21 protein-coding genes and 1 riboswitch are annotated in these 24,072 nt (G+C 73.9%); of the genes, 13 read left to right on the top strand and 8 right to left on the bottom strand.

The window, feature by feature from the left end; genetic code table 11:
- Nucleotides 1-87: 87 nt before the first annotated feature.
- A complete protein-coding gene (locus ACGFZ2_RS13735) occupies nt 88-834 on the top strand; it encodes an SUKH-3 domain-containing protein (protein ID WP_393453237.1) in 747 nt (248 codons plus the stop codon).
- Between the two features lie 50 nt (nt 835-884).
- Here the strand turns inward: ACGFZ2_RS13735 and eccD are convergent, their stop codons facing one another.
- Complete coding sequence (gene eccD / locus ACGFZ2_RS13730; RefSeq protein ID WP_393257944.1) at nt 885-2,273, bottom strand: type VII secretion integral membrane protein EccD; 1,389 nt, start codon at nt 2,271-2,273, stop codon at nt 885-887.
- A gap of 141 nt (nt 2,274-2,414) precedes the next feature.
- Between eccD and eccCa the strand changes: the two genes are divergently transcribed.
- The 5 genes from eccCa (at nt 2,415) to ACGFZ2_RS13705 (ending at nt 10,861) form a co-directional block, all read left to right on the top strand.
- Complete coding sequence (eccCa, locus tag ACGFZ2_RS13725) at nt 2,415-6,371, top strand: type VII secretion protein EccCa (protein WP_393453234.1); 3,957 nt, start codon at nt 2,415-2,417, stop codon at nt 6,369-6,371.
- A gap of 108 nt (nt 6,372-6,479) precedes the next feature.
- Complete coding sequence (locus tag ACGFZ2_RS13720; protein ID WP_393453231.1) at nt 6,480-7,097, top strand: hypothetical protein; 618 nt, start codon at nt 6,480-6,482, stop codon at nt 7,095-7,097.
- A gap of 34 nt (nt 7,098-7,131) precedes the next feature.
- The gene (locus tag ACGFZ2_RS13715) at nt 7,132-8,877 is read left to right on the top strand and encodes a hypothetical protein (protein ID WP_393453228.1); all 1,746 of its coding nucleotides are present in this window, start codon (nt 7,132-7,134) and stop codon (nt 8,875-8,877) included.
- 100 nt (nt 8,878-8,977) lie between these two features.
- Complete coding sequence (gene mycP / locus ACGFZ2_RS13710) at nt 8,978-10,333, top strand: type VII secretion-associated serine protease mycosin (protein WP_393453225.1); 1,356 nt, start codon at nt 8,978-8,980, stop codon at nt 10,331-10,333.
- Between the two features lie 96 nt (nt 10,334-10,429).
- On the top strand, nt 10,430-10,861 hold the full coding sequence (locus ACGFZ2_RS13705; protein WP_393453222.1) for a hypothetical protein: 432 nt from the start codon (nt 10,430-10,432) through the stop codon (nt 10,859-10,861).
- A 67-nt stretch (nt 10,862-10,928) separates the two neighbouring features.
- Here the strand turns inward: ACGFZ2_RS13705 and ACGFZ2_RS13700 are convergent, their stop codons facing one another.
- Genes ACGFZ2_RS13700 through ACGFZ2_RS13690 form a run of 3 tightly spaced genes read right to left on the bottom strand, consistent with a single transcriptional unit; the run spans nt 10,929 to nt 13,035 of the window.
- Entirely contained in the window at nt 10,929-12,191 is a 1,263-nt protein-coding gene (locus tag ACGFZ2_RS13700; protein ID WP_393257956.1) for an SseB family protein, read from the bottom strand.
- Nucleotides 12,185-12,670 carry an SUKH-3 domain-containing protein gene (locus ACGFZ2_RS13695; protein ID WP_393257958.1) on the bottom strand — a complete coding sequence of 162 codons (486 nt, stop codon included), beginning with the start codon at nt 12,668-12,670 and terminating at the stop codon, nt 12,185-12,187. The genes ACGFZ2_RS13700 and ACGFZ2_RS13695 overlap by 7 nt, the downstream gene beginning before the upstream one ends.
- On the bottom strand, nt 12,667-13,035 hold the full coding sequence (locus ACGFZ2_RS13690; RefSeq protein WP_393259183.1) for a YwqJ-related putative deaminase: 369 nt from the start codon (nt 13,033-13,035) through the stop codon (nt 12,667-12,669). The genes ACGFZ2_RS13695 and ACGFZ2_RS13690 overlap by 4 nt, the downstream gene beginning before the upstream one ends.
- Before the next feature lie 310 nt (nt 13,036-13,345).
- Between ACGFZ2_RS13690 and ACGFZ2_RS13685 the strand changes: the two genes are divergently transcribed.
- The 3 genes from ACGFZ2_RS13685 to ACGFZ2_RS13675 all read left to right on the top strand — a co-directional run bounded on the left by ACGFZ2_RS13685 (nt 13,346) and on the right by ACGFZ2_RS13675 (nt 17,278).
- A complete protein-coding gene (locus tag ACGFZ2_RS13685) occupies nt 13,346-15,025 on the top strand; it encodes a right-handed parallel beta-helix repeat-containing protein (RefSeq protein ID WP_393257960.1) in 1,680 nt (559 codons plus the stop codon).
- Between the two features lie 88 nt (nt 15,026-15,113).
- Complete coding sequence (gene eccE / locus ACGFZ2_RS13680) at nt 15,114-16,589, top strand: type VII secretion protein EccE (protein ID WP_393453219.1); 1,476 nt, start codon at nt 15,114-15,116, stop codon at nt 16,587-16,589.
- Nucleotides 16,586-17,278 (top strand): hypothetical protein, encoded by a 693-nt coding sequence (locus ACGFZ2_RS13675; protein ID WP_357697805.1) that lies wholly within the window; start codon nt 16,586-16,588, stop codon nt 17,276-17,278. Before eccE ends, ACGFZ2_RS13675 begins: the two co-directional genes overlap by 4 nt.
- Before the next feature lie 134 nt (nt 17,279-17,412).
- Here ACGFZ2_RS13675 and ACGFZ2_RS13670 read toward each other — a convergent pair whose 3' ends face one another.
- A complete protein-coding gene (locus ACGFZ2_RS13670) occupies nt 17,413-17,739 on the bottom strand; it encodes a MarR family winged helix-turn-helix transcriptional regulator (protein ID WP_357697807.1) in 327 nt (108 codons plus the stop codon).
- A gap of 206 nt (nt 17,740-17,945) precedes the next feature.
- Between ACGFZ2_RS13670 and ACGFZ2_RS13665 the strand changes: the two genes are divergently transcribed.
- Nucleotides 17,946-18,734, top strand: a complete 789-nt coding sequence (locus ACGFZ2_RS13665) for a carbonic anhydrase (protein WP_393453216.1) — start codon at nt 17,946-17,948, stop codon at nt 18,732-18,734.
- A 241-nt stretch (nt 18,735-18,975) separates the two neighbouring features.
- Here the strand turns inward: ACGFZ2_RS13665 and ACGFZ2_RS13660 are convergent, their stop codons facing one another.
- Both ACGFZ2_RS13660 and ACGFZ2_RS13655 read right to left on the bottom strand, forming a co-directional pair.
- Nucleotides 18,976-19,995 (bottom strand): coiled-coil domain-containing protein, encoded by a 1,020-nt coding sequence (locus ACGFZ2_RS13660; protein ID WP_393257967.1) that lies wholly within the window; start codon nt 19,993-19,995, stop codon nt 18,976-18,978.
- A 3-nt stretch (nt 19,996-19,998) separates the two neighbouring features.
- A riboswitch (cyclic di-AMP (ydaO/yuaA leader) is annotated at nt 19,999-20,130 on the bottom strand.
- A 166-nt stretch (nt 20,131-20,296) separates the two neighbouring features.
- Nucleotides 20,297-21,640: a YibE/F family protein gene (locus tag ACGFZ2_RS13655; protein ID WP_393453213.1), complete on the bottom strand. Its 1,344-nt coding sequence runs from the start codon at nt 21,638-21,640 to the stop codon at nt 20,297-20,299.
- A 428-nt stretch (nt 21,641-22,068) separates the two neighbouring features.
- Between ACGFZ2_RS13655 and ACGFZ2_RS13650 the strand changes: the two genes are divergently transcribed.
- Nucleotides 22,069-22,641 carry a hypothetical protein gene (locus tag ACGFZ2_RS13650; protein ID WP_393453210.1) on the top strand — a complete coding sequence of 191 codons (573 nt, stop codon included), beginning with the start codon at nt 22,069-22,071 and terminating at the stop codon, nt 22,639-22,641.
- Nucleotides 22,642-22,718: 77 nt separating this feature from the next.
- The gene (locus tag ACGFZ2_RS13645; protein ID WP_393453207.1) at nt 22,719-23,348 is read left to right on the top strand and encodes a DUF305 domain-containing protein; all 630 of its coding nucleotides are present in this window, start codon (nt 22,719-22,721) and stop codon (nt 23,346-23,348) included.
- A gap of 54 nt (nt 23,349-23,402) precedes the next feature.
- Here the strand turns inward: ACGFZ2_RS13645 and ACGFZ2_RS13640 are convergent, their stop codons facing one another.
- Nucleotides 23,403-23,705 carry a metal-sensitive transcriptional regulator gene (locus ACGFZ2_RS13640; RefSeq protein WP_350681148.1) on the bottom strand — a complete coding sequence of 101 codons (303 nt, stop codon included), beginning with the start codon at nt 23,703-23,705 and terminating at the stop codon, nt 23,403-23,405.
- Nucleotides 23,706-23,853: 148 nt separating this feature from the next.
- On the opposite strand from ACGFZ2_RS13640, the gene ACGFZ2_RS13635 reads away from it, so the two are divergent.
- Entirely contained in the window at nt 23,854-24,063 is a 210-nt protein-coding gene (locus ACGFZ2_RS13635; RefSeq protein ID WP_357697820.1) for a copper ion binding protein, read from the top strand.
- Nucleotides 24,064-24,072 lie beyond the last annotated feature (9 nt).

Below are 24,072 nucleotides of genomic sequence, written 5' to 3'. Positions count from 1 at the left end.
CCTACGATAGGCACCGCGCCGAACACGGTGGTGCCGGCACCCGGTCGCAGCCGGCGACCAGGACGACCACGGCCCGAGGGAGTTCCGATGATCAGTCGTGAGGAGGCGCTGGCCCGCGCCCGGCAATGGGCTGCCGCCGGCCACCCCGGACCGGCACCGGAGGTCGACCTCTACGAGTTCGATCTGGGCTTCATCGCCTCTCGCCGTGAACCCGAGCCGGAGGCAGCGAACGGGCCACCCCGGCCACCGGCGGCAACCGGACAACCCACCGCGGTCATCGACCGGGAGACCGGGGAGCTGTCCCAGTGGCCGTCGATGCCCGCCCCGGCGATCGCGGAACGGTACGCGAAGCACCGCGCCGCCGAGGGTCGCTTCCCGCCGGACGTCCGCGAGGTGCTGGAGAAAGCCGGCTGGTTCCCCGGCCGCGACATGACCGCCGCCGTCGACCTGTGGCTGACCCGTTTCGCCGACGAACTGGCCGGGCTGGAGTTCTTCCCGGCGGCACGGGCCGCCCTGGTCGAATTCGGCGGCCTGCGCCTGCCCCAGTTCGGCGGGCACGGCGAGCCGGGAGGCGGCTTCGGGAGCGCCCTCCATCCCACCCGGGGCGGTGTGTTGGCGGAGGGCTCCGAGATCTTCGCCGAGGAGTACGGCAACCCGGTCTTCCCGCTCGGCAACAACGCCGACGGGCCCTCCGAACTCGTCATCGATGCTCAGGGGCGGGTCTTCCAGCTGCACTGGGCCGACGACTTCTTCCTCGGCCCGGACATCGACACCGCGATCGTCGCGCTCATCCGCGGCGGCAAGGCACCGGCGGTCAGCGACGTCACCCTGTGAGCCTTCGGCTCCCCGGACACCCTCGACGGACCGGTGGCTAGCGCCCGGCGTCAGCCGTTCAGCGCGCGCATGAACGCGTACAGGCCCAGGACGCTGCACGCCACCGGCACCACGGCCAGTTGCAGCAGGATGTCGAGAAGGTCCCCGAGGCGGGCCAGTCGGGGCGACGGGGCACGCCGGCTGTAGGCGAGCCCGGCGCTGACCGAGAACCCGGCCGCGACCACCGCCACCGGCAGCACGGCCAGCACCCGCAACACCGTTCCGGCGTCTGCCGCGCCGACCAGGGGCAGCAGGGCCAGCCCGACCAGGCCCACGGCGAGCAGCGGCACGCGGTGCCGGACGGTCGGCACCAGCCGGGCCCGCAGCAGGTGACCGAGTGCGACCACTCCGGCCAGCAGCAGGGCGGCGACCGAGCCGTGTGCGGTGAGCACGGTCAGGCAGCCGACGGTGACCACGAACGAGCCGAAGATCATGCCGGTGAGCACCTCGTCGGCCCGGGCGGTGGCCTGATAGACCAACTCGCGCCGGGGTTGCGGCTCGTCGCGCAGCAGGTCCTCGGCGGTGCGGGGCAGCGCCGGCATCGGCATCTTGCCGAGCCGCACGGCGAGCAGCGGCATCGCCGGCAGCAGCAGGGTCACCGCGCTGACCACGATCGCCGCGCCCTGCGCCGCGTCCATCGAGCCGAGGGCGAAGAGGCCGCCGAGCATGCCCCAGAACCCGGCGAAGACCGCCGCCACGAAGACCCGGGTCGCGTCGCCCACACCGAGGAAGCCGAGCAGGCCGGTGAGGAGCAGGACGGCGGAACCGAGCAGCACGTGTGGCGCGCCGAGCGCCCAGACCGACTCTCCGGTGCCGATCACCAGGGTGCCGCCGACGAAGGCGTACGGCAGACCGGCGGCGGCGACCACGGCCCCGGCGAGGGAGTCGGCCATCGCCCGGGACAGCACGATCCCGACCAGCAGCAGCACCCCGGCGGTGCCGAGGGCGATCACGCCACCGAGCCAGCCGGGCTCGTCGGATGCGACGATGACGGCCAGGCCGAGCAGCAGCAGCGCACCGGCGACGATCAGACCGGTCAGCCGGGTCGCGAGCGGGTTCCAGGCCACACCACGCCGGCGGGCACCGTCCGCGACAGCCTCCATCAGATCGTCGTACGCCAGCTCGGGCCACTCGGTGCGGCGCGGCACCAGGTGCAGCGTCTCGCCGTCCCGGACGTTCTGCGCGGCGAGCGTACGGTTCAGGTCGACGGCGGTGCCGTCGGTGCGGCGCAGCATCCAGCCACCGTGTGCCGTCCCGTCCGACGGGTGCTCTTCCGCCTGCCGCAGCACGGCGGGGAGCAGCCCGACGAGCGGCAGATGCTCGGGCAGGGCGAGATCGAGCCGTCGGTTCGGGGCGACGACGGCGATGCGCACAAGTCCGGTTCCGGCCTGGGTGACCACTGATGACCCCTCGGGACGAGGAGCGGACCGGATAGGGCCCGCGGCTGTCATGACGAGAAGAGGCTACCTACCATGTGCCGGTGGCGTGGGCGCCGGTTCGGTCCGATCGGGTCCGGGCGCGCCAGCGGGGAGGTCTGATAGGTGAGCACGGTCGTCGTGAAACGTCCGGCCCGGCAGCCGGAGCCGGAGTACCCGTCCGGCGAGGTCCTGCTGGAGGCGCCACCTGAGGTGCCCGCGCCCAGTGGACGCGCCTGGGGCCAGATGCTGATGCTGCTGCCGATGCTCGCCGGCTCGTTCGCCATGGCGCTGATGTTCGCCGGCCGGGGCGGCAGCACCCTCGGTTACGTCACCGGCGGACTCTTCGGCCTCTCCGCGATCGGCATGCTCGCCTCCCAGCTCACCAACAACTCCGGCGGCCCGAGCAAGCAGGAGATGCTGCAGAAGCGGCGCGAGTACATGACGCACCTGTCGCGGCAGCGCCGCCGGGTGCTCAAGACGATCCGCAAGCAGCAGGAAGCGGCGTTCTACCGGCACCCGGATCCGGACGCGCTCTGGTCCGTCCCGCTCGGGCCGCGGCTGTGGGAGCGCCGGCGCGGCGACGTGGACTTCGCCACCGTACGCATCGGTCTCGGTCCGCAGGAGCTGGCCACGCCGTTGGTCCCGCCGCCCGCGACGTCGCTCGAGAAGCTGGAGCCGATGTGCGCGCTGGCGCTGCGCCGTTTCCTGACCACCTACGGCGAGGTGCCGGACCTGCCGGTGACGATGGCGCTCAACGGCTTCGCCCGGGTTCACCTGCGTGGCGACGACGATGCGGTGCGGGGGCTGGTCACGTCGGTGCTGGCCCAGGCCACCGCGTTCCACGCGCCGGACGACATGCTCGTCGCGGTCTGCGTGGCCGCCGACCGGCGGGCCGCGTGGGAGTGGACGAAGTGGCTGCCGCACGCGCTGCACCCGACCCGCACCGACGCGCTCGGTCAGCTCCGGCTGGTCGCACCCTCGGTCACCGGGCTCGAGGCGATGCTCGACGACGTGCTGGCGAGCCGACCGCGGTTCAACTCCTCCGGCGGTGCGCCTCAGGTGGGCGGGCCGCACGTCCTGGTCATCATCGACGGCGGCGACACCGCCGGATCGGACCACCTGATGACCGAGGGTGGCGTGGAGGGGGTCACCCTGCTCGACCTCTCCCACCCGGCGCCACGGGTGCTGGACCGGGCCCGGCTGGTGCTCGACGTGACCGCCGACCGGCGGCTGCACAGCACCACGGTGGACGGTTCGGCGGAGATCGGGCGGGCCGACGACTGCCGGATCGCGGAGATCGAGGCGCTCGCCATGCAGCTGGCCCCGCTGCGCCTTTCGGCCGCGTCCCGAGGGGGCGATGCCCCGCTCACCGCCGAGCTGGGTCTGGCCGAACTGCTCAACCTCGGCGACCCGTACGATTTCGAGGTCGATCGGGCCTGGCAGCCCCGGCCGAACCGGGACCGGCTGCGGGTGCCGATCGGTGTGGGCACCGACGGCGCTCCGGTCGAGCTGGACCTCAAGGAGTCCGCGCAGGACGGCATGGGCCCGCACGGCCTGCTGATCGGCGCCACCGGCTCCGGCAAGTCCGAGCTGCTGCGCACGCTGGTGCTGGCGCTCGCCGCCACGCACAGCTCGGAGAGCCTGAACTTCGTCCTGGTCGACTTCAAGGGTGGCGCGACCTTCACCCGGCTGGACGCCCTGCCGCACACCAGCGCGGTGATCACCAACCTGTCCGACGAGCTGCCGCTGGTCGACCGGATGACCGACGCGATCAACGGTGAGCTGGTGCGCCGGCAGGAGCTGCTGCGCGCGGCCGGCAACTACGCCTCGCAACGCGACTACGAGAAGGCCCGGGCGGCGGGCGCCCCGTTGGCGCCGCTGCCGAGCCTGCTCATCATCTGCGACGAGTTCTCCGAGCTGCTCACCGCCAAGCCGGACTTCATCGACATGTTCGTGCAGATCGGCCGGGTCGGCCGGTCGCTCGGCGTGCATCTGCTGCTCGCCTCGCAGCGGCTGGAGGAGGGCCGGCTGCGCGGCCTGGACACCCACCTGTCGTACCGGATCGGTCTGCGGACGTTCTCGGCGATGGAGAGCCGGGTGGTGCTCGGCGCCACCGACGCGTACGAGCTGCCCCGTTCGCCGGGCCACGGCTACCTGCGCTTCGGCACCGAGCCACTGGTCCGCTTCAAGGCCGCGTACGTCTCCGGCACCTACCGCAGCAAGACGGCCGAGGCGGTCGCCGCCGGTGACGGCGAGGAGCGCGTGCGCGAGTACAGCACCGTCTACGTCGCGCCGCCGGTGACCCGTACGGTCCAGGAGACGACACCGGAGCCGGCCGACACGGGCGGCGACAGCGTGCTGGACATCCTGGTCGGCCGGCTCGCCGGCCGGGGTGCGCCGGCCCACCAGGTATGGCTGCCCCCGCTGGCGGAGCCGCCGACGCTGGACCAGCTGCTGCCGCCGCTGACCGCGGACCCGGCCCGGGGCGTGACGGTCGCGCACGCCGGCCTGGTGGGCGAGCTGCAGGTGGCCGTCGGCGTCGTCGACAAGCCGTTCGACCAGCGCCGGGACGTGCTCTGGTTCGACCTGGCCGGCGCGGCCGGCCACACGGTGGTCGTCGGCGGCCCGCAGAGCGGCAAGAGCACGCTGCTGCGTACGATCGTCGCCTCGCTGGCGCTGACCCACACTCCCCGGGAGGCTCAGGTCTACTGCCTCGACCTGGGTAGCAGCGCGCTCTCCTCGCTGCGCGACCTGCCGCACGTCGGCGCGGTCGCCACCCGGCTCGACGGCGGTCTGGTCCGCCGGACCGTCGCCGAGATGCAACTGCTGATGGGCGAGCGGGAGCGGCGGTTCGCCGAGCGCGGGATCGACTCGATGACCGAGTACCGGCGGGCCCGTCGGCACGGCCAGCACACCGACGATCCGTTCGGCGACGTCTTCCTGGTCATCGACGGCTGGTCCACCATCCGCGCCGAGTTCGAGGACCTCGAGCCGACCATCAACGACATCGCCAACCGGGGTCTCTCCTTCGGCATCCACCTGGTCGTCACCGCCGGCCGCTGGATGGACCTGCGCCCTGCCGTGCGGGACGTCTTCGGTACCCGGCTGGAGCTCTGGCTGGCCGACGCGGGGGACTCCCTCCTGGACCGTCGGGCCGCGATGAACGTGCCGGAGAAGTCACCCGGCCGGGGCATCACCGCCGACGGGCAGCAGTTCCTCGCCGCCCTGCCCCGCACCGACGGCGCGCAGGAAACGGACACCCTGCCCGAGGGGGCCCGCAAGCTGGTCAACGACCTGGCCGGCGCCTGGCAGGGGCCGGGCGCTCCGCCGATCCGGCTGCTTCCGCCGGTGGTCCCGTACAACAGCCTGCCGGCCACCGGACGTCCCGGGGTGCCGATCGGCATCGCCGAGGTGGACCTCCAGCCGGTGCACCTGGACTTCTCCGCCGACCCGCACTTCCTGCTCTTCGGCGACGGTGAGTCCGGCAAGAGCACGTTCCTGCGGGCGCTGGCGCAGACCATCGTCGACCGCAACGAGCTGACCGAGGCCCGGCTGGTCATCGTCGACTACCGCCGCAGCATGCTCGGCGACATCAACACCCCGCACCTGATCGGGTACGGCTCGTCGGCCCAGCTCACCGAGGGCATCATCGCCGAGGTCGCAGGGGTGATGCGGGACCGGCTGCCACCCAACGACGTGACGCCGGACCAACTGCGCGCCCGTAGCTGGTGGAAGGGCCCGGACCTGTACGTCCTGGTCGACGACTACGACCTGGTGGCGGGCGCGGGCAGCAACCCGCTGACCCCGCTGCTGGAGTTCCTGCCGCAGGCCCGGGACATCGGTCTGCACCTGGTCATCGCCCGCCGCACCGGCGGCGCGAGCCGGGCGCTGTACGAGCCGGTGCTGATGCGGCTGCGGGAGATCAGCACGCCGGGCATCGTGATGTCCGGCAACCGGGACGAGGGTGTGCTGCTCGGCACCGTCCGCCCCGGGCCGCTGCCGCCGGGCCGGGGCTGGCTGGTCACGCGGCGGGAGGGCACCCGCCTCGTGCAGCTGGTGAATCTGCCGCCACGGACGTGAGCACCACGCGGGGTTGCCCGATGAGGCTATCGTCCACCAGAGTGGAAGTATGGCGTCGCGGCTGGGGGCACAGCCGCGCCGCTGGCGTGTGAGCGAACGGGGAGGCAGATGGGCGACGAGTGGCTCGTCGACGAGAACATCGACGTCGACATCCAGCAGCTGAAGGACTTCGCGAAGGCCATCCAGGAGGAGCTGGAAACCAATTTCCGGCCCAGCTTCGAGAACGGCGTACGCCCCATGCTCACCGTGCAGGCGCCGTTCGGCGGAGGTGGGCTCAAGGAGGGCAAGTTCTTCCGGGGCCGGCACGACGAGAGCCGCTCGGCGGTGGCGCACATGCTCGGCGACGCGATGAAGGGCCTGATCTCGCTCAGCACGGCCGCGGCGTCGATCTCCGCCGAGTACCTCACCGGGGACGCGCTGTCCCAGGCCACCAACGACGACGTCTACAACGCCTTCTCGGGTGTCGACGGGCAGAAGACGCTCAACGACTACTGGCAGCAGGGCGGGGACGAGAACAAGGACCCGGCCAGCACGGTCCCGCAGGAGGCCATGGACCCGGCGACCTACTACGGCCCGGAGGTCTGCACTGCGGACGACGACGCGGAGGAGACGCCGGACGTGGACAAGCCGGAGACCATCGGCGAGGGCTCCGGATCCTACCAGGTCCAGGGTGACAACGAGCAGATGTACGGCGACGAGGTGGCACGCCCGGACGTGCGGTCCTGACGGTGGGCAGGGGACGGGAACCTGAGGAGCGGGGATGAGCGACAACTACTACGGATGGACGAAGCCGTACGACCCGGGTTACTCCGGCAACGTTGACGACTACGCCGCCGAGCGGTCTGCCCAGGCCGCACCCTACGAGCCCACCCAGTGGGACGGGGTCACCGTCGAGCAGATGTGGGAGTACGCCCGCAAGGAGAGCGACGAGCGTACCGTCGCCCTCGCCGAAACCTGGCGGCGGACCAGCAGCCTGCTGCAGACCACGCGGGAGAACCTCAAGCGGCACGCCGACGCGCTGGACGCCAAGTGGCGGTCGCCGGCGGGCCGGGTCTTCATGAGCAAGGTGGGCGCGGCCCTCTACTCGCTGGACGAGTGGAAGGATGTCGCCGACAAGACGGCCAGCGGCCTGGAGCAGCTCGCCGGCAAGATCCAGACGACGCAGACCGAGATGCGCGAGCTCTGGCTGGAGTACAAGGCCGAGCAGGAGCACCAGGCCCAGAAGGCCAAGGACGACGAGGGCGTGCAGTTCGGCGACCTGTTCGGGATGAACAACGCCAAGTCGTACGAGGACGTGCAGAAGGAATTCCACGAGCGGGCGAAGAACATCGTCAAGCCGCTCGCGGACCTCTACATCGACGTCTACATCTCGAACATCACGCGCGGCGGCATGTACAAGGGGCCGACGAACGCGGTCGTGCACACCCCCTCGCTGGCCCCGCGGCCCACTCGCCCCGGCGCACCGGCCGGGCCGAAGCCGGTCGCCCCGACCATGTCCGGCGACCGGCCGACCCGGCCGGACATGCCCAACCGCCCCGACACGCCCACCACGCCCACCCCCCCGCCGCCGCCGGGCCTGCCCGACGAGGTCACGCTCGCCGGCACCGTGACCGCACCTCCCGCGCCGCCCGGGCCCCCGCCCGCCGCGCCGCCGGTCACCGGCACGCCGGCAACCCCGCCCCCGCCCACCCCGGTGCTGCCGGTGGCCGGCGGCCAGGGCAACCCGCGTCCGAACGCGCCGAACACCACCAGCCGGCCGGGCACCCCGCGCACCACCCTGCCGGGTGCCGGGGCACCCAACCCGGGCACCCGCAGTTCGGCGCCGAACCGGCCCACCCTGCCGGGCGCCGGCAACCCCGGCCCCGGCGGGAACCCGGCGAATCGCGGCGCCGCGCCGAACCGACCCACCCTGCCCGGCAACACCGGCACCGGCCGGCCGGGTGGCCCCCGCTCCGGCGCGCCGGGCCTCGGCACTCGGCCGACCGGTCCGGCGGCCCCGCCGTCCAGCCCGCGTCTGCCGGGCAGCACCGCCGGCCCCAAGCGCGCGGGGGGCACTCCGGCCCGGCCGGCGTCGCCGCCGCCGAGCCTCGGCGGCCAGCGCGGCACCGGCCCGGCCACGCCCGCCACGTCCGGCCCGCGCGCCGGGTCCCCGACCACCGGCCGTCCCGGCACACCGCCGAGTGCCGCTCGCCCGAGCACCGGCGGCACCCGTGCCGGTGGTCCGCTCACCCCTGGCACGGGTGCCCGTCCGGATCTCACGGGCCGTGGCGCGGCGCGTCCGGCCCCCACCACCGGGCCGGCGCCGTCGCTGGGTGGACGCCGGGGAGGCCCAGCCGTCCCAGGCTCCCGCAGCGCCGCACACCGGGCTGAGGACGAGTCGGAGACCTGGGAGTACGGCGAGGGCGACGACGAGCTCTGGGCCACCGAGTCGGCCTCGGCCGGCACCATCGAGGCGCCGGTGGAGCACCGACCGCGGCAGCAGGGCAAGGCGCTCGGTCAGGGCTGACACACGGGCGGGCCGGTCACCACACCATGGGTGGCCGGCCCGTACCATGCGGTGACCGTGCATCGGCCGATCGACGGCCCACAGAGGAAGGTACGCACAGATGCTCCTTGCCCCCCGCCCGGCGGCCACGCTGGCCACGGCCGCGCTGAGCGTCCTGGCGGCCCTGGCCCTGGCGGGCACGCCGGCCCAGGCCGCCGACAGCCGCAAGGACGCCTGGCACCTCGACGCCCTCGAACTGACCGAGCTGCACAAGGTCAGCCAGGGTGAGGGCATCACGGTCGCGGTCGTCGACACCGGAGTGGATGCCCGGCACCCGGACCTGAAGAACAACGTGCTCCCCGGCGTGGATCTCTACGACGACCGGAGCAAGGGGCACCAGGACCGGCAGGGGCACGGCACCGCGATGGCGTCCCTGATCGCCGGGCACGGGCACGGCCCGGGCGGCCGCGAGGGCGTGCTCGGCGTCGCCCCGAAGGCCAAGATCCTGCCGGTGACCGTGCAGGGCGCCGAGGGCAAGGCGATCATCGCGCCGGACGCGCTCGCGGCCGGGATCGACTGGGCGGTGGACCACGGCGCCGACGTCGTCAACGTCTCCCTGGGCAGCTCGACCGACGCCGATCTGGACCGGGCGGTGAAACGGGCGTACCAGAAGAACGTGATCGTCGTCGCCGCTGTCGGCAACAAGCAGGACGCGATCATCGGTAGCCCGGCCCGGCACCCCGGCGCGCTCGCGGTGACCGGCACCGACCGCAACGGTCGCCCCAGCCGAATCGCCGCCATCCCCGCCGAGGAGACCGACCTCGCCGCACCCGGCGACGACCTGTTCGCCGCGCTGCCCGACGGGCAGTACACGATGAGCACCGGGAGCAGCGGCTCTGCCGCGCTCGTCTCCGGCGCGGTCGCCCTGGTGAAGTCGAAGTACCCGAACCTCAACTCGCACGACCTGTTCAAGCGGATGCTGGAGACCACGCGGGACGCCGGCAAACCGGGTAAGGACCTCGACTACGGCTACGGCCAGCTCGACCTGCGCCGGGCGTTGACCGGCGAGCCGGACGGCCGAGGCGGCCAAAGCCAGGCGGCTCAGGAGCCCACGCTCGACCCGACGCTGGCCCGTGCGCGCGCGGAGAACTCGGGGACATCGAACAAGACCGTCGAATTCGTGGTCTCGTTGGCGGTCGTGCTCCTCTTCCTCGGCCTCGTGGTGACGGTGGTGCTGCTCGTGTGGCGGCGCCTCCGTCGGAAGACCGCGGCCTCCTCTGAGGAGGCCCGCACCGCGGTCGCCGGTCCCGCGGAGAGCGGAACCCCGTACCCGCCGGCACCGCGCGAGCCGTACCCGCCGGTGGCGGGAACGCATCCGGCCGGGCCGGGCGTGCCGCCGTCGGGCCCGGCGGGCGGGCAGCCGGCCCACCCCACCGACCCGACGGGCGACGCCGGCTGGCGCCGGCCGGGCGCCTGACGGGCAGGAGGCGAGATGTCGGCCCGGTTCCCCGGTGCCGTACCCCCGCCACCGCCCGGTGCCGTACCCCCGCATGCCGGACCGTCCGGTGCGCCGGTGCCGCCCACGGCCACCCGGCGGCCGATCACGGTGGTCGCGGCGATCCTCCTGATGGTGCCCACGGCCCTCACCTGGCTCGTCGCGGGCGTCGCCTTCTTCGTGGCGATGGCGAGGAGCGACGGAGACGACAAGATCTTCCTGATCGTCATCGCCGTGCTGATCCTCGCGCTCTGCCTGCTGCTGGTGGCCATGACGGTGGGTGGGATGGTTTTCGCCTGGCGCCGGGCGGGCGCCGCGGGGCTGCGGACGCCGGCCACGTTCACCTTCGGGCTCTTCGTCGTCGCCCTGGTCGGCCTGCTCGTGCAGGGCAAGCTCAGCTTCCAACCGACGATGGTCACGCCGCTGGTCGTGGGCGGGCTCGCCGGGGTGGCACTCGCCCTGCTCAAGAGCCGGTCGGCCAGGGACTGGTTCGGCGGCGACCGACGCTGACGCGCTGCCGGCGCAGCCCCGGCCGTCCCGGGCTGCGGCTGCGCCAAGGCCACGAGCCGGCCGACGGTCAGGCCGGCAGCCAGCGCCCGCTGGCCGCGTCGAAGCGGGCCAGCAGCTCGTCGCGGCCGTCGTGGTGCAGGCAGTGCAGGCCCGTCCCGTCGGGTACCACCAACGACTCCATCCGCGGCTGGCCGCGCCCCCAGTCTTCGGGCGTGCCCTCGTCGGGTTCCCAACGCAGCACGGCCACCCATTCGTCGGACTCCGCGAACGGCGAGCCCTCGCCGAGCAGGCCGAGGCGCCGGTAGAGCCGGGTGGGCGTGTCCCGGCCCGGCCCGGCCCAGGCGTGCACCAGCCCGGCGGCCCGCTGATAGCCGTCCTCCAGATACGACGGCAGGTACCGGTGCGGGATGACCAGCTGCAGCCGCACCGGCAGGTCCGGGTCCGGCTCGTACTCGGCGTCGTCCTCGTCCGGCGCTGTCCGTTGTGCCGGTACGCCCACCGTGGCCGGCTCGGCGTACGCGGCCGTCTCCAGGCGCTGACGCTCCTCCTCGGTGGCATCGCTGACCGCCTGCCGTAGCTGACCGAGCCAGTCGCGCAGGGTCCGCACGGCCTCGCCGGGCAGCGCCGCCGCCAGCGGAGTGCCGGGGTTCAGCAGGAGCTGCCACGACGGGTCCGGCCACTGCTCGGCCAACTGGAGGCTGCTGACCGCGACCAGATCGTGGTCGCCGAGGGACTGTCGCAGGCGGGCCTCGGCGGTGAAGACCGGCAGGCAGGGCTGCCCCTGCTCATCCGGGAGGCACCACCACGGGAAGTCCGGATCGGACAGGTCCCGCGACTCGGACCCGCCCGGCCGCAGCGGCAGCAGCAGCTCCGCCCGGAGCAGGGCCGCCATCAGGGCGTCCGGCTCCTGCCGGCCGATCGCTTCGCGTAGCTCCCGCTCAGCATCGAGGGCGGGCGCGGCGATCGCACGCACCTCCCCGGCGGTGAGCCGGACGCCGATCGGCAGCCCGGCGTCGATCGCGAGCAGCCAGTCGTCGTCCGGCCAGTCGGTGGCCAGGTCCGCAAGGGCGAGCACGCGGTAGCTGACCGACTGCCCAGGCAGGCAGGCGGCTATCGCCCCGGGTGAGGTGAACGCGATGACGTGGGTCCGCCCGTCGTGCCCGGCCGTCGGCCACGCCACCGGCGCGCGGCCGGCTGCCGCCTCGGGGGACACCGGCAGCAGCAGCGGTCCGGTGGCCAGCGTCGCCAGGAGCGTGTCCCGGTCCCCGGCCTCGGCGGCGGCCAGCAGTGCCTCCTCCGTCGGGGTCGCGGGCCCCCAGTCGGTCACCAAGTGCCGTCCTGGCGTACCCGACGGGGCTGCCGGCCGAGCACCAACGCGGTGATCGCCTCGTCGAGGTGCTCGCCGAGACACCAGTCGCCGCCGTGGTCCAGCACGAACACGCGCCCCGACTCGTCGACCGCGAGGATGCCGGTGCCGTCGCCCTCCTCGCCCAGCGGCGTGAGCGGCGTGCCGATGGCCCCGGCCAACGCGGCGAGGGTGGCCGCCGAGTGGTTCACCAGGAACGGGTCCAGGTGGAACGTGCTCGGTGCGATCTCTTCTCCGTCGCCCTGCGGGCGCACCAGCAGGCCGCCGAATTCGGCGAATGCCTCGACGGCGGCGCGGACGACGGTGTGCTGCCGGCCGTCCGGCGCGGCGACGGCGGCCAGTCTCAGCGCCCACCGCCGGGCCCGCTCGTCGTCGCGGCGGCCGGGAACCCAGCCGGCGACCTGGAGCGTCTCGGCCACCAGGGGTGGGAAGCGTGCGGTCATGCCAGCGCCTCCACGCCGAACCAGTCGAGCAGGGCCGCGCACGAGCGGCAGGGCGGCTGCACCTCACCGTGGCGGGGGTCGCCCTCCTCCCGGACCCGGGTCACCCGCACCTTCGCGCCCCACAGCAGCGACCGGGCCCGGGCCGGGCTGAGCGGCCCCCCCTCGGCCTCGGCCGCGTACAGCCGGTCGGAGAGCAGGACCGACTCGGCGCACCAGCCGGCGAAGCGCTCCCGCTGGCCGCTCGGCAGCTCGTGCAGGAAGCGCCGGATGACCGGGTGCAGGTCGGGCGCGAGGTCGCCGCGGATCGAGGTGTGCGTGTGGACGGTCCCGTCGACCAGCAGCGCGCCCGCGGCGAGCGGCAACATCCGGAGTTCCGCCATCCGTCCTCCCGCTCTTGCGTACCGGCCATCGGTCCGGGTTCGAGCCTAGCGGCCCGTCACCGTGCCGCTCGGGCCGGCACCGGGCTGCCCGACCCGTCGTCGACCTGGCCCGGCCGCGCCAAACCTTCGCCGGCACCGCCGATCGGCGCCGCCAGCAGCCGACGCACCCGGTCCCGCTGCCCCGCACCGGACGGGTCCCGGGTGGCACGGTTCGGCTCGCGGCGACGGGGCTCCCGCCGTGTCGACCGCCTGGGATATCGTCGGCGTGCCCCTTCGCCGTACGAAGACCGGAGCCATGACGCGCACCCTTCTCGTCTCCCCGGACCAGCCCGGCGCCTATCCGTCCATCGGTGACGCGCTCGCGGTGGCGGACGACGACGCCGTCGTCTCGGTCAGCCCCGGCACCTACTACGAGGCGTTGTTCGTCAACGACCGTGGGGTCACCATCGTCGCCGCGCAGGGCGCCGGCACGGTCACCATCGACGCCTCGTCCGGGGCATATCCCACGGTGTCGTGCAACTCGGGCCGGCTGGAGCTGCGCGATCTGGTCCTCAAGGCCGGGGACGCGCCGGTCGTGGCGGCCGACCGGGCGGCGCTCACCATGACCGGGTGTGAGCTGAGCGCCGGTTTCGGCCCGGCCGTCTCGGTGGCCAGCCGGTCGGAGTTCACGTTGACCCGCTGCCGCGTCACCGGCGCCCGCTACGGGCTGGTGGTCGAGGACTCCGACGGCACCGTGGAGGGCTGCGAGTTCAGCGACCTGAGCGAGGACGGCATCATCGTCCGGATCGGCGCCGCCCCGACGATCCGGACCAGCACGGTCACCCGCTGCGGCAACCGTGGCATCTACGTCTACCAGTACGGCCGCCCGACCATCGAGGCCTGCGACATCTCCCAGACCGGTCACGCCGGAGTCGCCGTGGTGCACCAGAGCGCGCCCGTACTGCGCCGCTGCCGGATCCGCGACACCCGCGGCCCGGCCGTCTCCTTCGCCCGCGGGTGTCAGGGCACGGTCGAGGAGTGCACCACCGAGAACACCGCACTGCCGGCGATCGAGGTCGCCGAGGGCGCCGCACCGACCGTCGTGGAGGGCACGGCCAGCCGGCGGGCCACTTTCGGGGCCGAGGCGGCGCAGGCCGCGAAGCAGCAGGACACCGCACGCACCGACAAGCTGCTCGCCGAGCTCGAGGCGATGGTCGGCCTGGAGTCGGTGAAGGAGGAGGTCCGCGCGCTCATCGACGAGATCCAGGTGAACGAGTGGCGGCGCAGTGCCGGCCTGCCGGTCGGCACGGTCAGCCACCACCTGATCTTCGCGGGCGCACCCGGCACCGGCAAGACCACCGTGGCCCGCATCTACGGCGAGCTGCTGGCGGCACTCGGCGCGCTGCCCGGCGGCGCGTTCCGGGAGGTGTCCCGGCGGGACCTCGTCGGCCAGTACCTCGGCCACACGGCCGAGAAGACGGCCGCGGCCTTCGACCTGGCCCGGGGCGGGGTGCTCTTCATCGACGAGGCGTACACCCTCTCCCGCTCCTTCGGCAGTGGTGGCGACTTCGGGCAGGAGGCCATCGACACGCTCGTCAAGCTGATGGAGGACCATCGCGACGAGGTGGCCGTCATCGCCGCCGGCTACACCGGGGAGATGCTCCAGTTCCTCGACGCCAACCCGGGTCTGGCGTCCCGCTTCGCAAAGACCATCGAGTTCGGCAACTACAGCCCCGAGCAACTGGTCGTCATCGTGGAGCGGATGGCCGTCGGCGACGAGTATCTGCTCGCCGACGGGGTCTCCGATCTGCTCCAGGCGCACTTCGCCACCATCGAGCGGGACCAGAACTTCGGCAACGCCCGCGAGGCCCGCAAGCTCTTCGAGGGCGTTCGCAAGGCCCAGGCGCAACGGCTGCGTCAGTCCGGTCAGCGGCCCAGCCTCGACGAGCTGCGTACCGTGACGGTGGCCGACATCCGCGCCGCGATCGGTCGCTGAGCGGGCCGGCCCAGGTGAGGAGGGACGCGAGGTGACGCATCCGGGTGCGGCACGGCCGGGTGAACCGGGTTGGCAGCACCATCCGGGTGTGGCCGCCCAACCGGCTCGGCAGGTGCCGCCCGCGCCACGGGTGGCACCACCGCAGCAGGCCGGCGTAGCGGCGCCCGCGCCGACGGTGAGCCGGGCCGGCAGCGGCCCGCGGCAGGACGGGGCGGCACAGCGCGGGCAGGGCCGGGCAGCCGTCGGCACCGCGTACATCAGCCAGGCGGCCAGTGCGGCACGGGCCGCGACGGCCGCACAGGCCGCCGCCACGGCGCAGGCCGCGCCGCCCCCGCGGGCCGCCGCCACTCCCGCCCCCCAGCCCGCCGCTGCCGCTGCCGCCGCCGATGTGGCGGTCGCGGCCACGGCCGCAGCCAATCAAGCGGTACGACCACACCAGGCCGCCCAGGGGATCGGCGGCATCAACGTCGCCCAACTGGTGGCATGGCAGGCTGGCGCAGCGGCGGTGCTCGCCGCCTCCCCGCACGGCGTGCCGCTCACCGCCACGGTGGCCACCGGGGCGGTGCTGCTGCTCACCCCGACGATGATCCGGTTCCGCAGCCGGTGGCTGTACCAGTGGATTTCGGTCTGGTGGGGTTTCCGGGGCCGCCGCCGGCAGCTCACCGCCGCCGGTGGGGACGCGGCCGCGCATCTGCTGGCCCACCTGGAGCGCGGCGTCGAGCTGGAGACCGTCGAGGTCGACGACCAGCCGGCCGCGCTGCTGACCCATCGGGGCGGGCTGAGCGCCGTCTTCGAGGTCGACCCGACCGAGGGCGCCCTGCTGATGAGTGCGCCCCAGGCCCTGCCGTCCCCGGCCTCGCTGTTGCCGGCGCCCGACGAGAAAGCGCCCCCGGTGGTGGTGCAGTTGCTGATCCAGGTGACGCCGGCACCGCGCGCCCGCTCCAGCGCGGCGGCGGTGGACCGGGCATACCGGGAGCTGACCAACGGGGACGTGCCGGCCAGCCGGCAGGCCTGGGTGGTGCTCCAGGTCGCGCGGACCCCCGACTTCCACGCCGACCGTGACCTGCGCCCGACGCTCACCGCGGCGATTCGGCGGATGCGGCGGCAGCTGCGGCAGGAGCGGGTGACCGCCCGGATGCTCAACCGGGACGAGGTGCTCGCTGCCGTCACCGCCCTCACCCACCTGACCGGCGGGTCGCCCGGCGCTGCTGGGGAGCGGCCGCTGGCCTGGGAGACCTGGCGGGGCTGGTCGACCCAGGGCGCCCCGCAGAGCTGTCACCGGATGCTGGTCTGGCCCCGCCGGCCGTGGGAGGTCGACCCGTTGCTGCGGGGGCTGCCTGCCGCCGCCAGCGTGGTGTCGATCGCGGCCAGCCGCACCGTCGGCGACGACGTCGCCGTGGAGGTGGCGTTCCGCCTGATGGGCACCGACCCGACCGCCCTCGCCGCCGCCGACCAGGCCCTGCACGAGGCTATCCGGGGCCACGGCGGTCGGCTGCAACGACTCGACGGCGAGCACGCGCACGGCGTGGCCGCCACGCTTCCGCTCGGAGGTTTCCTGCGGTGAAGAGCGTCGCCTTCCCCGGCAGCCGGATGGGGTTGCACGTCGCCGACACCGCCACGGTCGGCAGTCTGCACCTGGTTGCCGGGGGCGGCGGCCTGGTCGTCGGGCGCAGCCGGCAGCAGGAGCCGGTGGGACTGCGCCTGTTCCGGGCCGAACCGACGCGGCTGCTCCTGACCGGCGGCGTACGCTGCGCCGAGCTGCTCGCGTTCCGCGCCCTCGCGCTCGGTGCCCGGCTGTTCATCCAGACCGCCCGCGAGCAGGAGTGGGACAGCTTCCTGCGGCGCTGCGTCATCGGCCGGGAGGTCGCCTCGTTTCTACCGCCGGGCGTTGCGCCGCCGACCGCGGCCACCCCGACCGAGCCGCAGCTCGTCGTGATCGACACCGGCCCGGTCACCGGCCCTGACTCGGGCCTCAGCGCGCCCTGGCGGGCCACCCTGGTGGTCCGCGACGACCTGGCCGGCTGGGACGTCGACGCGCTGGTACGCAGCGACATCGTGCTGCTCCAGCGGTTGGCAGAGACGGAGGCCGCGACGGCGGCGAGCGCGCTGGGCCTGATGAGCGTGCAGAGCTGGTTCACCCAGCTGCACCCCGAGATGGTCGGCCTGATCACCAAGGGCAAGGTGCAGTGGGTGATGCTCAGCATGACCCCCATCGAACGTCAGCTGATCGGCCCCGTCGCCCGCGGCGGCTGATCGTCCTCCGTCGGCCGTCTCGGCCGTGTCGCCGGCGAGAGCCCTGACAGCCTGGCGACGGACGCGGCGCCGCCGATGTCGCGCAGGCATGGGATTACCGTCGCGCGCCGACGGCGGGGCCTGCCCCCCGGGCCTCAGGTGCGGCCGGCGCTCTCGGGATCGTCGTCGGTGAAGAGGGCGAGCAGGTCGCCGACCTGCCGGTCGGCCTCGGCGGGGTGCCGGAACCGCCCGGCCGGGTTGAGCGTGTACTCGTTGCGCCGGCCCACCCGGGTGCGGTGCAGGTAGCCGCCCGCCTCCAGGTCGGCGACGATCGCCTGGGCGGCCCGCTCGGTGACGCCCACCTCGTCCGCGACGTCGCGTAGCCGGGCGGTGGGGTTGCGGGCGATGGCGAGCAGCACGTGCCCGTGGTTCGTCAGGAACGTCCAGTTGCGGGTGCTCCCGTTCTCCCCTGTCGTCGCCATGTCGTCATCGTATGGCGCGCCTTTCGGGTTTTCCGCCGCGCCCTCGCGCGGGAGGCCCCGCCCGACGTCTGCGGGCGGGCGCGAACATATGAAACGCATATCACGCATCCCTTGACGTATCTTCGGGTGCGTGTGACCGTGGGGGCAGCCCGCGCCCAGCGTCGGCCGGGGTGACCAGGTCGTTCGTGAGGGACGAGGTGAGGGAGATGAGTCGTCCCGGATCCCCCGGCGTTCAGCCGGGCCCGGAGCGGAAGTCGTCGGAGCCGGCACCGGAAGACCCGACCGCCGTGCGGGGCGCGTTCCCCACGCCGGGCGGTCCGGAGCAGGCGCTCGCCGAGTTGCAGGCCGGCAACCGCCGGTTCGTCACCGGCACCCCCCGCCACCCCAACCAGGACGCCGGGCACCGTGCCGCAGTCGCGGACGGGCAGCACCCGTTCGCGGTGATCGTCGGTTGCTCCGACTCCCGGCTCGCCGCGGAGATCATCTTTGACCGCGGCCTCGGCGACCTCTTCGTGGTACGCACCGCCGGGCACACGGTCGGCCCCGAGGTGCTGGGCAGCGTCGAGTACGCCGTGACGGTCCTGCGCACACCGCTGGTGGTGGTGCTCGGGCACGACTCCTGCGGGGCGGTCCAGGCGGCCCGTACGGCGGACGCCACCGGCACGTCTCCGGCCGGGCACCTGGGCGCCGTGGTGGACGCCGTGGTGCCCAGCCTGCGCCGCGCCGCCGCCGAGGGCGTGGACGACATCGACCGCATCGTCGACATCCACATCGCGCAGACCGTCGAGGCGATGCTGGACAGGTCGGCCGTGCTCGCCGCCGAGGTGGCCGCCGGGCGCTGCGCCGTCGTGGGCATGTCGTACCGGCTGGCGGCCGGCGAGGCGCGGGCGGTGACCGCCGTGTCCGCCGGCGAGGCGCGGGGGGGCGCCGAGGTGGCCAACGGGTCGGGCGCGGTCGACGGGGCGCAGCCTGCCGTCAGTGCCGCCCTCGCCTGACCCGTTCCTTCGCTCGGCCCGGGACGCCGACGCCCGTCGACGGGGGCCAACGGACGCCGAGTGGGCCTCAACCGCCCACGGGTCCCAGAAGCGCCGAGAGCGCCGACCGGGCCCACAGCTGTCCGGACCGGGCCGCGCGACGCCGGAGCGGGTCGTAGAGACGCCTTACAGATGCCGACAGGGCCCAGAGACGCCGACAGGGCCGCCCCGCAGGCGCGGGGCGGCCCTGTCGTTGGCTGCGTCAGAGCAGGGACACGTGCACGTGGTCCGTATGGTTCGACGGGCCGCTGTAGGACTTCCAGCCGGTCGCCGGGAACCAGATCTGCCGGTTCCAGATCACGTAGTAGATGCCGAGCCGGTCGGCGTTGCGGACCAGGAACGCGGTCAGGTTGTTGCCGTACATGTAGGTGTCGTCGTTGTGCCAGGGGGAGAAGCCGCTTCTCTGCAGCGACCAGTCGCAGGCCCGGCCCTTCGGATGCTCGTACGGCCCGCCGGAGCGGTAACAGCCGACGAAGCGGTTGAAGCCGGCCCGCTTGACCTCCTTGTACATGTGCAGGGTGCGCGCGGTGATGCAGCCGGAGGTGGTGGGGTCGTTCTCGGTGCAGGACAGGGGCTTCCAGTCGCCGTCGGCGGTACGACCCGGTGCCATCCGGGCCACCGGCGAGGTGGCGACCACCTTGCCGCCGGTCAGCCCTCTGCCGCCGACCAGTGCGAGCGCCTTCTCCGCGTCGCGCTTGCCGCGGGCCATCTCGTTGGTCAGCTTCTGCTGCTCGCGGACCTCGGCGTCGAGCGCCAGCTTGGCCTGCTCGGCGCGGGTCTTGACCGCGTTCACCTCGGCGAGCTTCTTGGCATTGACCAGGTTCAGCTCGTCGAGGGCGGCGGCGCGCTTGACGAACGAGTCGGGGCTGGCGGTGTCCAGCAGCATCGACACCGCGCCGATCCGCCCGGTCCGGTAGGACTGGGCGGCGATCTGGCTCACCTGCGGGGCCAGTGCTGCCAGGTCGGCCTGCGCCCGGTCGACCTCCAGGGCCAGTTCCAGTTGGCGCTTCTTCGACTTCGCGAGCTTCGCCTTGGCCTGGACGTAGCTGCGGTTCCGCGTCTCGATCAGGTCGTTGAGCAGCTTGGGCTCGTCGTCCCCGTGGCCGGAGGGTTGGGCCGGCGGGGTGGGTGCGGCCGCCGCCGGGAGGGGCCCGGCGAAGACGGCCAGGGCGGCGATCACGGCCACCACAGGTGTCAACCAGCGGCGTAGGGGTGCCGTCACAGTTTTCCCTTCCGTCGACCGCCGACCGGGTTAGCTGACGGGTTCGGGGCGGAAGTGGCCCCTACCGCTGTCGCGGATTCACCCCACGTGCCTGGGTCCCCGGCTCGCCTGGCGGCGATTGGGCGGCGGCACCGCAGGCGCCGCTGCGCGCCTTCGGCGGTGACCGGCAGCGAGGTTACCCGAGAGCCCTCCCGGGGATCTACGTCCCTAAGCCGACTAAATGCGTTATTTCGTAACGGCGGAGGGTGACCAGTGACGCGTTTATCAGGCGGCACGTCCTGATCGGTCACGCTGAGGAGTTTCACCATGCGGTGTCCGTGCTCCCGTTTCGGTCGGGCCACCCGGCGGGGGCGGCGGAGGGGGTGCTTCCGGCGCGCGGCCCGCTGAGGGCCTCCAGCGCCTCGGACCGGTCGGCCGCCGGCCGGGGGGCCGGCGGGGTCGGGAGTGCGCCGCGGTCGGCGGACTCCCCGCCGCGCCGGCCGGCCGTGGTCACCACGGCCGCGAGCCCGGTGGTCAGCGGCACGGCGGCGATCAGGCCCAGGGTGGCGACCGCGCTGCGGACGATCTCCTGGGCCAGGAACTCGCTGGTCAGGATCTGGCTCACCGCCCGGGAGTCGGCGGTCAGCAGGAGCAGCACCGGCAGCGAGGCCCCGGCGTACGCCAGCACGATGGTGTTCACCGTCGAGGCGATGTGCGCGCGGCCGACCCGGGTGGCCGCGCGGTACAGCTGCATCCGGGACAGCCCCGGGTTGGCGTGCGCCAGCTCGGTGACCGTCGCGGCCTGTGTCACGGTGACGTCGTCGAGCACGCCGAGCGAGCCGATGATGATCCCGGCGAGCAGCAGGCCGTGCAGGTCGACGTCGGCCTGGAACATCGACAGCGTGGTGGCGTCCTCGGTGCCGAACCCGGTCAGGTGGGTCGCCGCGGTGGCGATCGTGCCGAGCACGCCCGTCAGCACCAGGCTGCCCAGCGTGCCGAGCACGGCGACCGAGGTCTGCGCGGTCACCCCGTGCGTCAGGTAGAGCACCACGAACATGATCAGTGCCGCGCCGACGACCGCGACCAGCAGCGGTGGGCTGCCGGCGCTGATGCCGGGCAGCACGAAGGTCAGCAGGATGGCGAAGCTGGCCGCTAGGCCGGCCAGCGCCGCGAGCCCCCGCCACCGCCCGAACGCGACGATCGCGGCGGCGAACAGCACCACCAGCCAGAGCAGCGGCTTGCCGCGCTGGTGCTCGGCGATGTTGTAGGCGCTCGCCGAGGGGTCGGCGGGATCGGTGAGCTGGACCAGGATGATCTCGTCGCCGACCGCGACCGTCGGCGCCCCCGGCCCTGCCGGTACGGGCGTCTCCACCTGCTGGCCGGCGTCGGGGCCGTCGTCGACGCGTACGGTCACGGTGCCGCAGGGGCCCTCCGGGGCACCCTCCGGCGCCTCCGGGGTGGGCGGGCACGGCTCCGTCACCACCCGGGTCACCGTGCCGTGGTGGCGGGGCGGATCGGTGCCGGGCGCGGCGTCCGGGGCGTCCCACGGCCAGAGCAGCAGGGCCGCGATCAGGGTGGAGACGAACAGGGGCACCACCGTCGCGACGAGGATCCGTCGCACCCTCGGTGGGGCGGACGGTGCGGGACGGGTGTGGTCGGCGCCCATCGAGTGTCTCCCAACGAGTCCAGGGCGGGGTGCGTGCCGGCGGGCCGGTCGGTTCGGCGTGGCCGGGTGACCGCCGCGGCGGATCGCCCTGGGGTGTCGGTTCGGTCACGCACCGCGACGGCCCGGCCCGGCCGGTCGCGGTCGCTCGAAACCGCCGCCCGGTCTGGGCGACGGTGCGGGCGGCGCGGAGTGCGGAGGGCCACCGGCCGAATGGTAGCCATCCCGATATCCGGCCGCAGGTCGTGAGGGCTGGTGTCGGCCGCGGTCCGTCCCGTCCGGCAGCCGCCGGTCACCACCATGTCACTGTCGGGTGGCGGCCGGGCGGCCCTCCCGTGGTGGCCTGATGGCGGTCTCGTTCGGGGCGGATTCGCCGTCGGGTGCGCCGGTCGCCCCCGGACGCACCGGCCCCGGGGACTACCGTGGTCGGTGTGCGGGCGGCGGCGACAGTGACGGCGGGGCGATGGGCCCGGCTGCTGCTGCTCGTCGGCACACTGTTCGGCCTGGCCGCGATGCACACCCTCGGCCACGGCTCGCACTCCGTGGGCCATCCCGCCGAGGTTTCCGCGCAGGCCGTCGCCGCGGCCGGTGGGCACGGCGGCGCGGCGCAGGCGCTGCCCCGCCACGACACCGCCGCGCCGCTCCGTCAGGTCACCGCCGCGCTGCCCCGCCACGACACCGCCGCGCCGCTCGGTCAGGACCCCGCCATCGCGTACGTCGTCCCGGCGGCGCCGTCCGGCGTGGTGGGCTGCCCGGGCGACTGCCCGCACGAGCGGTTCCTCCCGTCCGGCGGGGCGGGCGGCGAGCTGCCCTGGTGGGGCGTGTGCCTGGCGGTGCTGGGCGCGCTCGCCGCTCCGCTGCTGCTCGCCGTGCTGCTGCTGGCCGGCGCACAGGCCGTCGGCCCAGCGGGCCGGGGGTCGGGCGGGCCGGCCCGGTCGCCCCGTGCCCCGCCGTCCCGGCCGGTCGGCCTGCGACTCGCCACGGTCTCGGTGCTGCGCAGATAGGACGCCCCGGCGCGGCCCGGTCAGCCGGCCCGCGTCCCCGTCCTGCTGCGTACGTTCCGATACCGAAAGGCCCAGATGTGACCACTCGTACCATCGCGCGCCGTGCCGCCCTGGCCGGCGCCACCGTCACCGCCGCCCTCGTCCTGACCGCCTGCGGCGGCGACGGGCATTCGTCCCCGGGTGCGGGGCACGGCACGCCCGCCACCAGCGGGCCGACGGCCTCCGCGTCCGGCGCGGCCACCTTCGGCGACGCCGACGCGATGTTCGCCCAGATGATGATTCCGCACCACCGGCAGGCGGTGGAGATGGCGGAGTTGGCCGCCACGCGGGCGGCGGACCCGGAGGTCAAGCGGCTCGCCGGGGAGATCAAGGCCGCCCAGGCGCCCGAGATCGCCACCATGAGCGGCTGGTTGTCGGCCTGGGGACGGCCGGTGCCGTCGCCCGGCGCCGAGACGCCGCACATGGACCACGGCATGCCCGGCATGATGTCCGACGCCGACATGGAGAAGCTGGCGGCGGCCTCCGGGCGGGAGTTCGACCGGCAGTTCCTGACCATGATGATCGCTCACCACGAGGGCGCCGTCACCATGGCCCGGGACGAGCTGGCCCGGGGCGTGAACGCGGAGGCGAAGGCCCTGGCCCAGCAGATCGTCACCACCCAGCAGGCCGAGATCGACACGATGGAGAAGATCCTCGGCCGGCTCTGACCCGGGCTGCCCCGGCGCTCGCACCCTGGGGGCGCCGGGGCACCGCCGGCCGGGTCAGCCGCGCTTCATGAGGCGGCCGACGGCGGCCATCATCTCGGTGGCCATCTCGTCGGCCCGGCCCTCGGCCGCTCCTTCGTGCATGCAGTGCCGGGCGTGCCCGTCGAGCAGGCCGAGGGCGACCTTGTCCAGGGCGGCCTGGATCGCGGAGATCTGCGTGAGCACGTCGATGCAGTAGCGGTCGTCGTCGACCATCTTCTCGATGCCGCGGACCTGCCCCTCGACGCGGCGCAGCCGCGCGAGCAACTGGTCCTTGCTGGCGGTGTAGCCCCTGGTCGGGGCGGGCGTCGGTGTGGTCATGCGATCGAGGATAGCGTACCCCTCGGGGGTATGGTAGGGTCCTCCTTGTCCGATACCCCCACCGGGTATCGGTACGCGGAGCAGTCATCCGTCCGCCTCCTCATTACCCCTGGGGGGTATATGCTGGAGGCGTCGAGAGGAGAGTTCGATGGTCACCACGACGTACCAGGTGCAGGGCATGACCTGCGGGCACTGCGTCAGCTCGGTCAGCGCCGAGGTCGGCGCCATCCCGGGCGTCAGCGACGTCCAGGTCGACCTCGCCGCCGGGCGGGTCACCGTCACCAGCGAGAGCCCACTGAACATCGACACCGTGCGCGCCGCCGTCGACGAGGCCGGCTACGACCTCGTCGGCGCCTGACGGCGGGCA

It is taken from the genome of Micromonospora sp. NPDC048063 (assembly GCF_043202855.1).
Classification (GTDB): Bacteria; Actinomycetota; Actinomycetes; order Mycobacteriales; family Micromonosporaceae; genus Micromonospora.
The sequence above is the reverse complement of the archived record's forward strand: the minus strand, read 5'-3'. Positions and strand labels throughout refer to the sequence as shown.

Excerpts from the sequence above, each read along its gene's own strand:
- ACGFZ2_RS13735 (WP_393453237.1), top strand. The coding sequence starts at position 88 with ATGATCAGTCGTGAGGAGGCGCTGGCCCGCGCCCGGCAATGGGCTGCC.
- ACGFZ2_RS13720 (WP_393453231.1), top strand. The coding sequence starts at position 6,480 with ATGGGCGACGAGTGGCTCGTCGACGAGAACATCGACGTCGACATCCAG.
- ACGFZ2_RS13715 (WP_393453228.1), top strand. The coding sequence starts at position 7,132 with ATGAGCGACAACTACTACGGATGGACGAAGCCGTACGACCCGGGTTAC.
- mycP (WP_393453225.1), top strand. The coding sequence starts at position 8,978 with ATGCTCCTTGCCCCCCGCCCGGCGGCCACGCTGGCCACGGCCGCGCTG.
- ACGFZ2_RS13695 (WP_393257958.1), bottom strand. The coding sequence starts at position 12,670 with ATGACCGCACGCTTCCCACCCCTGGTGGCCGAGACGCTCCAGGTCGCC.
- ACGFZ2_RS13690 (WP_393259183.1), bottom strand. The coding sequence starts at position 13,035 with ATGTTGCCGCTCGCCGCGGGCGCGCTGCTGGTCGACGGGACCGTCCAC.
- ACGFZ2_RS13685 (WP_393257960.1), top strand. The coding sequence starts at position 13,346 with ATGACGCGCACCCTTCTCGTCTCCCCGGACCAGCCCGGCGCCTATCCG.
- ACGFZ2_RS13670 (WP_357697807.1), bottom strand. The coding sequence starts at position 17,739 with ATGGCGACGACAGGGGAGAACGGGAGCACCCGCAACTGGACGTTCCTG.
- ACGFZ2_RS13665 (WP_393453216.1), top strand. The coding sequence starts at position 17,946 with ATGAGTCGTCCCGGATCCCCCGGCGTTCAGCCGGGCCCGGAGCGGAAG.
- ACGFZ2_RS13655 (WP_393453213.1), bottom strand. The coding sequence starts at position 21,640 with ATGGGCGCCGACCACACCCGTCCCGCACCGTCCGCCCCACCGAGGGTG.
- ACGFZ2_RS13640 (WP_350681148.1), bottom strand. The coding sequence starts at position 23,705 with ATGACCACACCGACGCCCGCCCCGACCAGGGGCTACACCGCCAGCAAG.
- ACGFZ2_RS13635 (WP_357697820.1), top strand. The coding sequence starts at position 23,854 with ATGGTCACCACGACGTACCAGGTGCAGGGCATGACCTGCGGGCACTGC.